Consider the following 12695-nt stretch of genomic DNA (forward strand, 5'->3'; position numbering starts at 1 on the left):
AATGCGTCTCATTATAGAACTGCCATGGCTAAATGAAAACTGCAAGTCTCAGGCAAAATATGCTTATAAAAATGGGGTATCACCAACAAACTTGCTCAATGGAAAACCACATTTTATCAGGGAGACATTGTACAGGTCTGGGCGAAAAAGTTAAAAGATTGTAGCGATTAATTTAATCGGTTTGACCTGGGGCATGGGCGCAACCGCAGTTGCGCCGCGAAATAATCAGGCGTTCAGAATATCGTCCAGGTGCAGTTCTTCACGGATCTGCTTCACCCACTTCTCAACACGCTCGGCGGTCAGTTCTGGCTGACGGTCTTCGTCGATGGCCAGACCCACGAAGTGATCGTCATCGGCCAGGCCTTTAGACGCTTCGAAGTGGTAACCGGCGGTCGGCCAGTGGCCTACAATAACCGCGCCATTCGGCTCAATGATGTCGCGGATGGTGCCCAGCGCGTCACAGAAGTATTCGGCGTAGTCTTCCTGATCGCCACAGCCAAACAGGGCGACCAGCTTACCGTTGAAGTCGACTTCTTCCAGCGTCGGGAAGAAATCATCCCAGTCGCACTGGGCTTCACCGTAGTACCAGGTTGGGATACCCAGCAGCAAAATGTCATAGCCTTCCAGATCTTCTTTGCTGCTCTTGGCGATGTCATGCACATCAGCAACGTCTTTACCGAGCTGTTTTTGAATGTTTTTTGCGATATTTTCAGTATTGCCGGTATCACTGCCAAAGAAAATGCCGATGATTGCCATGAGTAAAATAACCTCTTGAAACTTAATAGTATGGTGGCGCAATTCGGCCACGGATAAGGGCAATAATAGCAGAACTGGCAACCCTGCGGAAACAGCTATCGCGCAGGACTGCACTCTGTGCTACATGAAAAGGGCGATAAAGGGGATTTTCAGACTTATGCCTGGCCGCGTAACGTTTCAAGCTGAGCGATCAACATCTCTTCAATGAGTTCACTGCGGCTGATATTTCGCGCGTCGGCCAGCTCGTTCAGCGCATCGACGGCGTCGGCGTTAAGCTTCAGTTCGACACGCTTAAGCCCACGATTTTTATCGCGTTTAAGCTGGTTGCGTTTATTGATACGCAGCTGTTCATCGCGCGAAAGCGGATTCGTCTTGGGTCGTCCCGGGCGACGCTCATTCGCGAACAGATCTAGTGTCGTACGGTCCGTTTGTTCTTTGGCCATGATTCTGAGACTTCGGGGGAAACACGCCGCCCTGCTAATGCCCGGGCGATAAGCGCGCCATCATACATCACCAAAAACGGCACGCCAACGACTGGACGCCTGCTGCCTTCCAGTCGCTTTCTTTTTAATCAATTTGCAGTATCAGCAAGATAGCGGCGAATGGCGCGCAGCACGGCGTCAGGTTTTTCCGCATGCACCCAGTGCCCGGCACCGGCAATAACGTGGGCGCGAGCCTGCGGGAATTGGGCCAGCAGCGTGTCGCGGTACGCGTCGGTTACGTAAGGTGAGTTTCCGCCGCGAATAAAGAGGGTAGGGTGCGGCCAGGCGGGGACGGTTTTCCAGCCCACGATGTTGTTGTACTGGTCCCAGAGCACCGGCACGTTAAAACGCCATTGCCCGTCAACAAACGACTTCAGCAGGAACTGCACGACGCCTTCTTCATCAAGATGCTCACGCATGACGGCAGCCGCCTGTTGGCGTGTCGCGACACCCGCTTCTGTGACCGCATTAATGGCGGCAAAAATCTCGTCGTGACGACGGACGTCATAATCCACGGGCGCGACGTCAATTACCACCAGGCCGTTAATACGGTCCGGGGCCAGTGCCGTCAGGGCCATCACCGCTTTACCACCCATTGAATGCCCGATCAGCGTTACCTTCTGCAGGCTATGTGCGTCCAGTGTATCCAGCAGATCCTGCGCCATCGCTGCGTAGGTCATCTCGTCGGAACGCCCGGAAAGACCGTGATTGCGCATATCGACCTGTAAAATATCGTGGTCGGTAACCAGATCGCGTGCCAGCACGCCCAGGTTATCCAGGCTGCCAAAAAGCCCGTGAACCAGTACGATGGGAGAATTATTGTTCGGCGATTGTGCAGTTTGCGCTCGGGTATTCAATTTCATGGCAAAGTTCTTTTTTTACGTATGTCAGGTTAGGGTATCATGTTGACCATTCTGCCGCCCGGCTGCAAGGTTCCAGTTTAATCTGACTTTTGCCGCCAACCTGGTTTGACGCTATCCGCTGTTGGGATTTGACCTTATAATCCCAATGACTTGTATTCAGATAAGATATCGCACTGGATTAAGATGAAAACAATCGAAGTTGATGACGAACTCTATCAGTATATTGCCAGCCAGACGCGGCATATCGGGGAGAGCGCGTCCGACATTTTACGGCGCATGCTTAAAATTTCCGCCGCTTCACAGCCTGCTACCCCAGTCACCAAAGATGTCGTGTCTCAGCCGAGCGTTGTTGCACAAGCAAAACCTGCCGTGACACCGGCAAAAGATAAAGTGCGCGCGATGCGCGAGCTGCTGCTCTCCGATGAATATGCGGAACAGAAAAAGGCGGTTAACCGCTTTATGCTGGTGCTGTCTACACTTTATTCACTGGATAACAAAGCGTTTGCTGAAGCGACCGAGTCGCTGCACGGTCGTACTCGCGTCTATTTCGCGGGCGACGAGCAGACGCTGCTGCAAAATGGCAATCAAACCAAACCCAAACATGTTCCTGGCACCCCGTACTGGGTGATCACCAATACCAATACGGGCCGCAAGTGCAGCATGATTGAACACATCATGCAGTCCATGCAGTTCCCGGCGGAATTGATTGAAAAGGTTTGCGGTACAATTTAACCCTTGCATCAGAAGGACCCGGTAATGGCAAATCACAGCCGTGCAGGCCAACCTGCACAACAAAGCGATTTGATTAACGTCGCTCAGCTGACCGCGCAGTATTACGTGCTGAAGCCGGTCGTGGGCAACGCAGAACACGCAGTGAAGTTTGGTACATCTGGTCACCGCGGCAGCGCGGCGCGCCACAGCTTCAACGAACCGCACATTCTGGCCATTGCTCAGGCCATTGCGGAAGAGCGCGCTAAAAACGGCGTTACCGGTCCGTGCTACGTGGGGAAAGATACCCATGCCCTGTCTGAACCGGCGTTCATCTCTGTTGTGGAAGTGCTGGCTGCAAACGGCGTCGATATCATTGTTCAGGAGAACAATGGCTTCACCCCAACGCCTGCGGTCTCTAACGCCATCCTGGTACACAACAAAAAAGGTGGCGCGCTGGCTGACGGTATCGTTATCACGCCATCCCACAACCCGCCGGAAGACGGTGGCATCAAATACAACCCGCCTAACGGTGGCCCGGCCGACACCAACGTCACCAAAGTGGTGGAAGATCGTGCGAACGCCTTGCTGGCTGATGGCCTGAAAGGCGTGAAGCGCATCTCTCTGGATGCGGCCATGGCGTCCGGCCACGTGAAAGAGCAGGATCTGGTTCAGCCGTTCGTGGAAGGGCTGGCGGATATCGTCGATATGGAGGCCATTCAGAAAGCCGGCCTGAAGCTGGGCGTGGATCCGCTGGGCGGCTCCGGTATCGAATACTGGAAGCGTATCGCCGAGCACTACAAGCTGGATCTGACCATCGTGAACGATCACGTCGATCAGACCTTCCGCTTTATGCACCTGGATAAAGACGGCGCGATCCGTATGGACTGCTCCTCCGAGTGCGCGATGGCGGGCCTGCTGGCGCTGCGTGATAAATTCGATCTGGCGTTTGCGAACGACCCGGATTATGACCGTCACGGTATCGTCACCCCTGCCGGGCTGATGAACCCGAACCACTATCTGGCGGTTGCGATTAACTACCTGTTCCAGCACCGTCCGCAGTGGGGCAAAGAGGTGGCCGTCGGTAAAACGCTGGTTTCCTCGGCGATGATCGACCGGGTGGTCGAGGCGCTGGGCCGCAAGCTGGTGGAAGTGCCGGTGGGCTTCAAATGGTTTGTTGACGGTCTGCACGACGGCAGCTTTGGTTTCGGTGGTGAAGAGAGCGCGGGGGCCTCTTTCCTGCGTTTCGACGGCACGCCATGGTCAACCGATAAAGACGGCATCATCATGTGCCTGCTGGCGGCGGAAATCACCGCGGTCACCGGTAAAAACCCGCAGGAACATTACAATGATCTGGCGGCACGCTTTGGTGCACCAAGCTATAACCGTATTCAGGCCAGCGCGACGTCAGCTCAGAAAGCGGCCCTGTCCAAACTCTCTCCGGAGATGGTCAGCGCAAGCACCCTGGCGGGCGATCCGATCACCGCACGTCTGACGGCGGCACCGGGCAACGGCGCCTCCATTGGTGGGCTGAAAGTGATGACCGAAAACGGCTGGTTTGCCGCGCGTCCATCCGGTACGGAAGATGCGTATAAAATCTATTGCGAAAGCTTCCTCGGCGCTGAGCACCGTCAGCAGATTGAGAAAGAAGCGGTAGAGATTGTCAGCGAAGTGCTGAAAAACGCGTAAGTGCGGTTTGGGTGCGGGCTGATGCCCTCACCCCGGCCCTCTCCCACAGGGAGAGGGAGAAAACAATAAAAACGGCAACCCTTGGGTTGCCGTTTTGCTTTTACCTAACTGTGCTTGTTCTTCAATTCAAACCGAGGTGACACCAGACCGTACAGCGTCCAGCCCATAAAGGTCACCATCGCGCCATACAGCATCGCTTCCTCACCGGATGAGTAGAGCGCATAGAAGCTGTAGATTGCGCCAATCAGCGCCACGATATTGGCCGCGCGCGCCTTGCGTGGATCCACCTTCGCGACTTTCTGAATAATCACCAGCGCCGCCATCGACAGAATATACGGAATGATATTTGTCACGACCGCCAGGTTGACCAGCACGTTGAACTGGCTGTTCAGCGACGGGCTAATGGTCATCAGCGACAATCCGCTCTGGAAGATAACAATCGCCAGCATGCCCTGCACCGGCGCATCCGCTTTGGTCACGCGGGAGAAGATTTTTGGGAAGTAACCTTCATCAGCGGAGGATTTAAACACCTGTGCGATGGTGAACTGCCACCCAAGGAGTGAACCGCAGCAGGACATCACCATCAGACCCATGATCACTTTCCCGACTTCCGGCGTGAACATCTGCGCGAAGGCCAGCCCGAACGGCGCCGTGGAGTTAGCCAGATCCATATTCGGTACGATACCCGCAATCACGTTAGTCGAGACGATATAGATCACCGCCGCGCCCAGCGTTCCGCCAAGGACCGCAATCGGCACGTTCTTTTCAGGATTCTCCACCACTTCCGCGTTCGCGCAGGCGGATTCCAGCCCCAGGAAAGCCCAGAGCGTCATAGCGATAGAAGAGCCCACAGCGGTAAAGAACGGCACATGGTGCGGGTTCCAGGAGTTGGCGTACAGCGTCGGGCTGAACCAGAACCAGCCGATGATGCACAGGCCGACAACCGGGATAATCACGCCCCAGACGGTGACGCTGGAGAGCTGTCCGGTGATACGCGCACCGCCAAAGTTAGCCACGGTGCAAATCCACAGGACCCCGATGGTCGCCAGCCCAATTTGTACCGGGCTGAGCGTCGCGCCAAACAGCTCCGTACCGTAACCTACGGCGGAGATGGCAATCGCCACGTTGGCGATCAGCAGCGACACGCCGTAGGTGTAGTTGGCCATAAAGTTGCCCGACTTGCCAAAGGCGTATTCGGCATAGCCCCCCATCCCGCCTGACTTACGGCTGAACATCCCGCACTTGGCGAACGCCCACGCCAGCGCCATTGAACCGACTGCCGTCACCAGCCAGGAGATGATAGAGATGGTACCCACCTCTGCAAGCTTGGTGGGCAGCATGATAATCCCGGAGCCCATCATGTTCACCATGGTGAGGATGGTCAGCTGCACCACGCCCATCTTATTGGACTTACTCATAATTTCTCTCCTTTCAGCAGCGCGGGCTGAGCGACGGGTTGTTTGATGACATTGCAGCGAACCTGTTTGCGGCCCTCACACTCCTCGACGTACACGCCCTGCAGCTCCGGCGCGAAGCCTGGCAGAAGGTTGATGCCTTCTTCCAGGGCGGCAAAGTAGCGCAGCACGGAACCGCCCCAGACTTCCCCTGGGACAACACACAGTACCCCCGGCGGATAAGGAAGTGCGCCTTCGGCGGCGATGCGGCCTTCCGCGTCGCGCAGGGAGACCAGTTCAACTTCACCGCGCAGATAGGCGTAGTTCGCGTCCTGCGGGTTCATCATCACGCGTGGGAAGTGAGACTTGCGGAACATCTCTTTCTGCAGCTGTTTCACGTTGTGACGGGCGTACAGGTCATGCATCTCCTGGCAGATCTGGCGCAGGGTGTAATCCGCGTAACGTTCCGGATGCTGTTTGTAGAGAGAAGGCAGGACCTCTTTCAGCGGAACATCGCTCTCGAGCAGTTTTTCGAAGCGCACCAGCTGCGCCACCAGCTGCTGCAGTTTGCCCATATCTTCCGCAGGCGTGAGCAGGAACAGGATCGAGTTGAGATCGCATTTTTCCGGCACGATGCCGTTTTCACGCAGGAAGTTGGCAAGGATAGTGGCGGGCACGCCGAAGTCGTCATACTCCCCGGTGCGGGCGTTAATGCCCGGCGTGGTCAGCAGGAGCTTGCATGGGTCGATAAAATACTGGTGCTCTGCGTAGCCTTCAAAAGCGTGCCAGTTTTCATCCGGTACGAAGTGGAAGAAGCGCAGGTCGGTCGCAATCTCCGCCGTATCCCAGCTTTCCCACGGACGGCCATCCACCGTCTCCGGCACGAAGGGACGCAGATACTGGCAGTTTTCCAGGATCAGCTTGCGCGCTTCGATACCGTTCACCACGCAGTCCATCCACATGTTGCGGCCGCTCTGGCCTTCATGCATACGGGCGTTAATGTCCAGCGCGGCAAACAGCGGATAAAACGGGCTGGTGGAGGCATGCATCATAAAGGCATTATTCAGCCGCTTATGCGGGACATAGCGCTGCTGGCCTTTGATGTGGCTGTCTTTCTTGTGAATTTGCGAGGTCTGGGAGAAGCCTGCCTGCTGTTTATGCACGGACTGGGTGACCAGGATCCCCGGATCGTTTTCGTTCAGCTCCAGCAGCAGCGGCGAGCAGTCGGCCATCATCGGAATAAACTGCTCGTAACCCACCCAGGCCGAGTCAAACAGGATGTAATCACACAGGTGCCCAATCTTATCCACCACCTGACGGGCGTTATAGATGGTGCCATCGTAGGTACCCAGTTGGATCACCGCCAGACGGAACGGACGCGCATCGCGTGCACGGCCCGGCGCCACCTCTGCTACCAGCTCGCGCAGATAGCTTTCTTCAAAGCAGTGGGCGTCAATGCCACCAATGAAGCCGTACGGGTTACGCGCGGTTTCGAGATAGACCGGCGTTGCGCCAGCCTGGAGGAGGGCACCGTGATGGTTAGATTTGTGGTTGTTACGGTCGAACAGCACCAGGTCGCCCGGGGTGAGCAGGGCGTTAAGCACCACTTTGTTGGATGACGAGGTGCCGTTCAGCACGAAGTAGGTCTTATCGGCATTAAAGACCTTCGCCGCATGTTGCTGCGCAATGCACGGCGCGCCCTCGTGAATCAGCAGATCGCCCATTGCCACGTCGGCGTTACACAGATCGGAGCGGAAAAGCGTCTCACCAAAGAAATCGACAAACTGATTACCGGCAGGATGACGGCGGAAGAACTGACCGCCCTGATGCCCAGGACAGTCAAACGCGCTGTTGCCCTGCTTCACGTAGTCGACCAGGGCGCGGAAAAACGGCGGACGCAGCTGGGTTTCGTACTTCAGGGCCGCTGCTTCCAGCTGGCGTCCATAAAAGTGGTTGCTGGTGTCTGAATACTCAAATACGCCATGAATGCGCGATAAATAGTCTGCCGGAATGATCTCTTCTTTATGCGTCGCGACAAAAACAGGAATGCCAAAACCGGTGGCTTCTATTTCGTCCAGGATACCGCTGGCAATATCCGTTACCGCCAGAACAATGGCGGCAACATCAATATAATCAGAAGCGCGGACATCCACCAGTTCACGCTGGGTGGTAAAGCAATCCGGACAGGCACGGCTGGCTGCGATTTTTAAACTTTTCATCTTTCTCTCTTTATTTTAGGTAATAAACGTCCCTCGATTTCTTGCAAGAAAGAAATCGATAATTTTCCGGAAAAAAAAGCAAAGGGTGGCCGCTGATTTAAATCAGTGAATTGCTTTTTTGATGATTGAAATTCAGTCCGCCCGGTGCGGATGAGTCTGAATCAAGATGAATGAGCGCACGGGTTCACAGGCAAAAGCCTGTAAAATAAGATGTTTCAGGATGACCTGTAAGCGAGTGCGCCAGAAGTCGAAGGACTACCGGGCATTAAAGAGATGAAAGTCAAAGCAGTTTCGGTGGGCAAACATCATGATATGTGTTGTCCGCCTTATATGGGGCATTAAGCGATTGTTGTTTTCCATGATTCATTTTCCTTTCAGTAATTGAAAGCATGGTCATTTTATCCAGGAAAGGGCGATTAACCGTGAGGTAGATCACCGATAATCGATCAAATTAGAAATAAATATTCGTTTTAGATGAATATCGCAGATCAAAATTCTGATTTGTTGATGGTGCGTTAATGGGTTGTGTTATCAATGTTTTAAATGAGCAAAAATAACCCGAAAAAATAACGTATGGGTTATTTGTGAAATATTTTCTGAGGGATTTAGTTTTATTTAGAAATAAAATGAATAGTTATTCAAAGCATAAACCGATAACCGATACCGGTTTCAGTTAATAGATGGCGAGGGCGAGCGGGGTCGACTTCGAGTTTCTGACGAAGATGTCCCATATATATGCGTAAATAATGACTATGTTCCACAGCGTTGGGTCCCCACACCTGACTTAACAGCTGGCGTTGGGTGAGTACCTTACCGTGGTTGTTGAGCAGTACGGCGAGCAGGCGAAATTCTATCGGCGTGAGGTGAATCTCCTCATCGCCGCGCACAATGCGCCGCGCAGCCAGGTCAACCCGGATATTCCCAAACGTGTAGGTTGGGTCAGCAGGCGTGGTTGCACTGTGGCGACGCAGCGCCACGCGAAGGCGGGCCTGTAGTTCGCCGATCCCAAAAGGTTTAATCAGATAGTCATCCGCCCCGGCATCCAGCGCCGCGATTTTATCCGTCTCTTCAGTACGGGCGGAGAGCACGAGGATCGGCATCTGGCTCCACTGACGGACTTCCCGGATAAAATCGATGCCGTCACCGTCCGGTAGGCCAAGATCGAGGATCACCAGGTCCGGCTTGCGGGTAGCGGCTTCAATTAAACCCCGCTGAAGCGTACCCGCATCATGAACGCGCAGACCGTCTCCTTCCAGCGCAGCGCGCAGAAAACGGCTAATGGCGATCTCATCTTCAACAATCAGAACGTTGATCACAAATCCTCTGGTAATTCATTAAGTTCTGGCGGGGTTTCCAGAGGAAGTGTAACACAAAACCGCGCGCCGCCTTCCGGACGATTCTCTGCGGAAATGGTCCCGCCATGGACGTCAATGATCGCCTGGCAAATCGCCAGCCCCAGCCCCACGCCTGGAATGGCCGACTCCTTATTGCCGCGTGCGAATTTTTCGAAAATAGCCAGCTCCTGCCCGGCTGGGATGCCGGGGCCGGTATCCCAGACGTCAAGACGAAGCGTACCATCGTCCACCGTCGCATCCACCCCAATCCGGGCGCTGGAGCCCGCATATTTGCCGGCGTTCTCCAGCAGGTTGATCAGCACCCGCTCAAACAGCGGACCGTCGACGTGAATTAACGTCAGAGGCTCGGGCATGTTCAGCGCGATATGTCGCCCACCCAGGCCGGGTTCGAGCATTTTCAGGGCGCTGCCCACCACCTCTTCCAGCGTGAGCCACTCTTTTTTGAGGTTAAAACCGCCTGACTGGATACGCGCCATATCGAGCAGGTTATTCACCAGGCGCGTGGTATTCAGCACATGCTGGCGGATCTCGCTGGCCTGAAGGGCGTGTTTAGAGCCTTCCGCCGCCAGGTCAAGCGTCAGGATTTCTGACTGACCAAACAGGACGGTGAGCGGGGTCCGCAGATCGTGAGAGAGCGCCGCCAGCAGCGAGTTACGAATGCTTTCACGCTCGCTCGCCAGACGGGCCTGTTCCTCGCTGGCGGTAAGGGCCAGTCGTTCCAGCGCGCTGGCAACCAGCAGCGTAAACGTCTCCAGTAAACGCTGCTGTTCGGGGATCATCAGCTGGCGCAGGTTGGAAGGCTCTACGATGACCAGCCCCTGATTTTTATCGGCACTGCGCAGCGGCAGAATTTGATAGGGCACGCCGGGGAGGGTGTCGGTCCCTGCGCCCGCCGGTAAGCCTTTGTCAAAGCTCCAGCGCGCGATGGCTTCGTCCCAGGGCGTCATGCCGCTGGCCGAGGTCAGCGGGCGCAGCTTACCGTGTTCGTCCGGGAGTAAAATCAGGTTGCTGGCATGAAACGTCGAGCGAATAAACTGCTCGCTGGTCTGCACGATATCCAGCGGCGTACGGCCCACCGCCAGCGATTTCGACATCTCGTAGAGATGGCGCGTACGCTGTTCGCGATAGCGGGCGATGCGTGCCTGGTAGCGTACGCCCGCCGTCAGATTCCCGATCACCAGCCCGACGGTGAGCATCACCGCAAAGGTGAGAATGTATTGTACGTCCGAGACGGCGAGCGTCCCGCGGGGAGCAATAAAGAACAGATCGAAGCTGATGACGTTGACAACCGTCGCCAGTACCGACGGCCAGCGCCCGTAAAAGAGCGCCACCACCACCACGCCAAGAAGGTAGATCATCACCAGGTTGGCGGCATCAAACGCAATCAGCCACTGGCTGGCAATGACGGTAATCAGGGCGCAGAGCACGACGGCGACAAGACAGCCGCGAAGCTGAATGCGCCATTTATCGCTGAAGGTGCGGCTGTCCGGCGCGCGATTCGGTAAGGGGGTAGGTTTGTCATCCAGCGCCACGATCACCAGATCCAGATCCGGCGCACGACGAGCCAGCTTGTCGGCAAAGGATTCGCGGCTAAACCAGCGGCGATGCTGGCGACGGCCAATGACGATTTTCCCCAGGTTGTGCTCGCGCGCGTAGCGCAGAATGGCTTTATCTTCCTGCGGATCGGAAAGCGTCGCGGTTTCGGCACCCAGCTCCTGTGCCAGGCGCAGCGAACTCAGGATCGCGCGACGCTGGTTTTCGGGCAGCGCGTGCAGCTGCGGCGTTTCGACATATACCGCATGCCAGACGCTGCCAAATTTGGCAGCGAGGCGCGCGGCGGTGCGGACAAGCTTTTCATTACCGCTGCCGTGGCCCACGCACAGCAGGATGGCATCCCGCGTGTGCCAGACGCGTTCCTGGCCCTGCAGGTCGCGCCAGGCGCGCATCTGATCGTCCACCCGGTCGGCGGTTCGGCGCAGGGCCAGCTCGCGCAGGGCTATCAGGTTGCCTTTACGGAAGAAATGTTCGATGGCGCGCTCGGCCTGGCCGGCGATATACACTTTGCCTTCATGGAGGCGCTGGCGCAAATCATCGGGGGGCAGGTCGACCAGCACCACCTCGTCCGCGGAATCAAAGAAGGGGTCGGGCACCGTCTCGCGCACCTGAATGCCGGTCACGCCGCTGACCACGTCGTTCAGGCTTTCAAGATGCTGAACGTTAACCGTGGTGAACACATCGATACCGGCTTCAAGTAGCTCTTCAACATCCTGCCAGCGTTTTGGGTGGCGTGAGCCTGGCGCATTGCTGTGCGCCAGTTCGTCCATCAGGATAAGGGCGGGACGGCGGGCGAGGGCGGCATCGAGATCGAATTCGGTGACTAACCGACCGCGATGGCTGATGCGGCGGGGCGGCTGGGTAGCCAGCCCCTTCAGCAGCGATGCCGTCTCTTTACGTCCGTGGGTTTCAACCACGCCGATCAAAATATCGAGCCCCTGCGCCCGAAGCCGCTGGGCTTCCGTCAGCATGGCGAAGGTTTTCCCGACGCCCGCGCAGGCGCCGAAGAAAATTTTCAGTTTGCCACGATGGGCTTCAGCCGTCTGTTCAAGCAGCCTGTCCGGATCCGGGCGCATGGGCTCGTCGGTCATTTAGTTTTTCCTTAGCGCGTCCAGCGCCAGATTCAGCTCAACAATATTTACCACGGGCATGCCGATGAAGCTGACCAGCGGCTTTTGCGTGTGCTCTGCAACCAGCTGGCTCACCTGTTCGACGCTCAGCTGGCGGGCGGCGGCGACGCGCGGGATCTGCCATGCCACGGCTGCCGGCGTCAGGCTGTAGTCCAGCCCGCTGGCCGAGGCGGTCACCAGCTCCACGGGCACTTCCCGGCTGGCCTTTGGATTCGCGGCGCGCAGGGCTGCCACGCGCTCAGCGACGGCTTTGTCCAGCTCCGGGTTGCTGCCCGCCAGGTTGCTGCCGCCGGATGCCATCGGATTATACGGGCTTTCGGCAGTGGCGGAAGGGCGTCCCTGGAAGTAGCGGGCATCCGTAAAGTTCTGACCAATCAGGCGAGAACCGCGGTTTTCACCGTTTTGCAGTATCAGCGAGCCGTTAGCCTGATCCTTAAACCACCACTGGCCCAGCGCGGTGGTCACCAGCGGGTACAGCCCGCCGGTAATGAGAGACAGCAGAATAAACAGAAGTATAGCGGGACGTAACATTGTCATTTGATTCA

At 56.3% G+C, this 12695-nt stretch carries 11 protein-coding genes; 2 read left to right on the forward strand and 9 right to left on the reverse strand.

Going from position 1 to position 12695, the window contains the following annotated elements; all coding sequences use genetic code 11:
* Positions 1-225: 225 nt before the first annotated feature.
* The 3 genes from fldA to ybfF all read right to left on the reverse strand — a co-directional run bounded on the left by fldA (position 226) and on the right by ybfF (position 2101).
* Positions 226-756 carry a flavodoxin FldA gene (gene fldA / locus ACMGG5_RS12415; protein ID WP_008501067.1) on the reverse strand — a complete coding sequence of 177 codons (531 nt, stop codon included), beginning with the start codon at positions 754-756 and terminating at the stop codon, positions 226-228.
* Positions 757-911: 155 nt separating this feature from the next.
* On the reverse strand, positions 912-1199 hold the full coding sequence (gene ybfE / locus ACMGG5_RS12420; RefSeq protein ID WP_024908816.1) for a LexA regulated protein: 288 nt from the start codon (positions 1197-1199) through the stop codon (positions 912-914).
* Between the two features lie 128 nt (positions 1200-1327).
* On the reverse strand, positions 1328-2101 hold the full coding sequence (gene ybfF, locus ACMGG5_RS12425; RefSeq protein WP_208763623.1) for an esterase: 774 nt from the start codon (positions 2099-2101) through the stop codon (positions 1328-1330).
* A 183-nt stretch (positions 2102-2284) separates the two neighbouring features.
* Between ybfF and seqA the strand changes: the two genes are divergently transcribed.
* Positions 2285-2833: a replication initiation negative regulator SeqA gene (seqA, locus tag ACMGG5_RS12430; protein ID WP_008501070.1), complete on the forward strand. Its 549-nt coding sequence runs from the start codon at positions 2285-2287 to the stop codon at positions 2831-2833.
* A 24-nt stretch (positions 2834-2857) separates the two neighbouring features.
* Complete coding sequence (pgm, locus tag ACMGG5_RS12435) at positions 2858-4498, forward strand: phosphoglucomutase (alpha-D-glucose-1,6-bisphosphate-dependent) (protein WP_420277924.1); 1641 nt, start codon at positions 2858-2860, stop codon at positions 4496-4498.
* Positions 4499-4602: 104 nt separating this feature from the next.
* On the opposite strand, the gene potE is transcribed toward pgm, so the two are convergent.
* From potE to kdpC, 6 genes are all read right to left on the reverse strand, one after another.
* The gene (potE, locus tag ACMGG5_RS12440) at positions 4603-5916 is read right to left on the reverse strand and encodes a putrescine-ornithine antiporter (protein ID WP_048990031.1); all 1314 of its coding nucleotides are present in this window, start codon (positions 5914-5916) and stop codon (positions 4603-4605) included.
* Positions 5913-8111, reverse strand: coding sequence for an ornithine decarboxylase SpeF (gene speF / locus ACMGG5_RS12445; protein WP_420277925.1), 2199 nt, complete (start codon positions 8109-8111; stop codon positions 5913-5915). Before speF ends, potE begins: the two co-directional genes overlap by 4 nt.
* A gap of 255 nt (positions 8112-8366) precedes the next feature.
* Positions 8367-8471, reverse strand: a complete 105-nt coding sequence (gene speFL, locus ACMGG5_RS12450; RefSeq protein ID WP_003858645.1) for a leader peptide SpeFL — start codon at positions 8469-8471, stop codon at positions 8367-8369.
* A 278-nt stretch (positions 8472-8749) separates the two neighbouring features.
* Complete coding sequence (gene kdpE / locus ACMGG5_RS12455) at positions 8750-9427, reverse strand: two-component system response regulator KdpE (RefSeq protein ID WP_370732281.1); 678 nt, start codon at positions 9425-9427, stop codon at positions 8750-8752.
* Positions 9424-12111, reverse strand: a complete 2688-nt coding sequence (kdpD, locus tag ACMGG5_RS12460; protein WP_024908811.1) for a two-component system sensor histidine kinase KdpD — start codon at positions 12109-12111, stop codon at positions 9424-9426. Before kdpD ends, kdpE begins: the two co-directional genes overlap by 4 nt.
* Positions 12112-12687 (reverse strand): potassium-transporting ATPase subunit KdpC, encoded by a 576-nt coding sequence (kdpC, locus tag ACMGG5_RS12465; protein WP_420277926.1) that lies wholly within the window; start codon positions 12685-12687, stop codon positions 12112-12114.
* Between the last annotated feature and the right edge of the window lie 8 nt (positions 12688-12695).

The organism is Enterobacter sp. BNK-34, assembly GCF_048684445.1.
In the GTDB taxonomy this organism is placed as follows: domain Bacteria; phylum Pseudomonadota; class Gammaproteobacteria; order Enterobacterales; family Enterobacteriaceae; genus Enterobacter; species Enterobacter pseudoroggenkampii.

Excerpts from the sequence above, each read along its gene's own strand:
- fldA (WP_008501067.1), bottom strand. The coding sequence starts at position 756 with ATGGCAATCATCGGCATTTTCTTTGGCAGTGATACCGGCAATACTGAA.
- ybfE (WP_024908816.1), bottom strand. The coding sequence starts at position 1,199 with ATGGCCAAAGAACAAACGGACCGTACGACACTAGATCTGTTCGCGAAT.
- ybfF (WP_208763623.1), bottom strand. The coding sequence starts at position 2,101 with ATGAAATTGAATACCCGAGCGCAAACTGCACAATCGCCGAACAATAAT.
- seqA (WP_008501070.1), top strand. The coding sequence starts at position 2,285 with ATGAAAACAATCGAAGTTGATGACGAACTCTATCAGTATATTGCCAGC.
- pgm (WP_420277924.1), top strand. The coding sequence starts at position 2,858 with ATGGCAAATCACAGCCGTGCAGGCCAACCTGCACAACAAAGCGATTTG.
- potE (WP_048990031.1), bottom strand. The coding sequence starts at position 5,916 with ATGAGTAAGTCCAATAAGATGGGCGTGGTGCAGCTGACCATCCTCACC.
- speF (WP_420277925.1), bottom strand. The coding sequence starts at position 8,111 with ATGAAAAGTTTAAAAATCGCAGCCAGCCGTGCCTGTCCGGATTGCTTT.
- speFL (WP_003858645.1), bottom strand. The coding sequence starts at position 8,471 with ATGGAAAACAACAATCGCTTAATGCCCCATATAAGGCGGACAACACAT.
- kdpD (WP_024908811.1), bottom strand. The coding sequence starts at position 12,111 with ATGACCGACGAGCCCATGCGCCCGGATCCGGACAGGCTGCTTGAACAG.
- kdpC (WP_420277926.1), bottom strand. The coding sequence starts at position 12,687 with ATGACAATGTTACGTCCCGCTATACTTCTGTTTATTCTGCTGTCTCTC.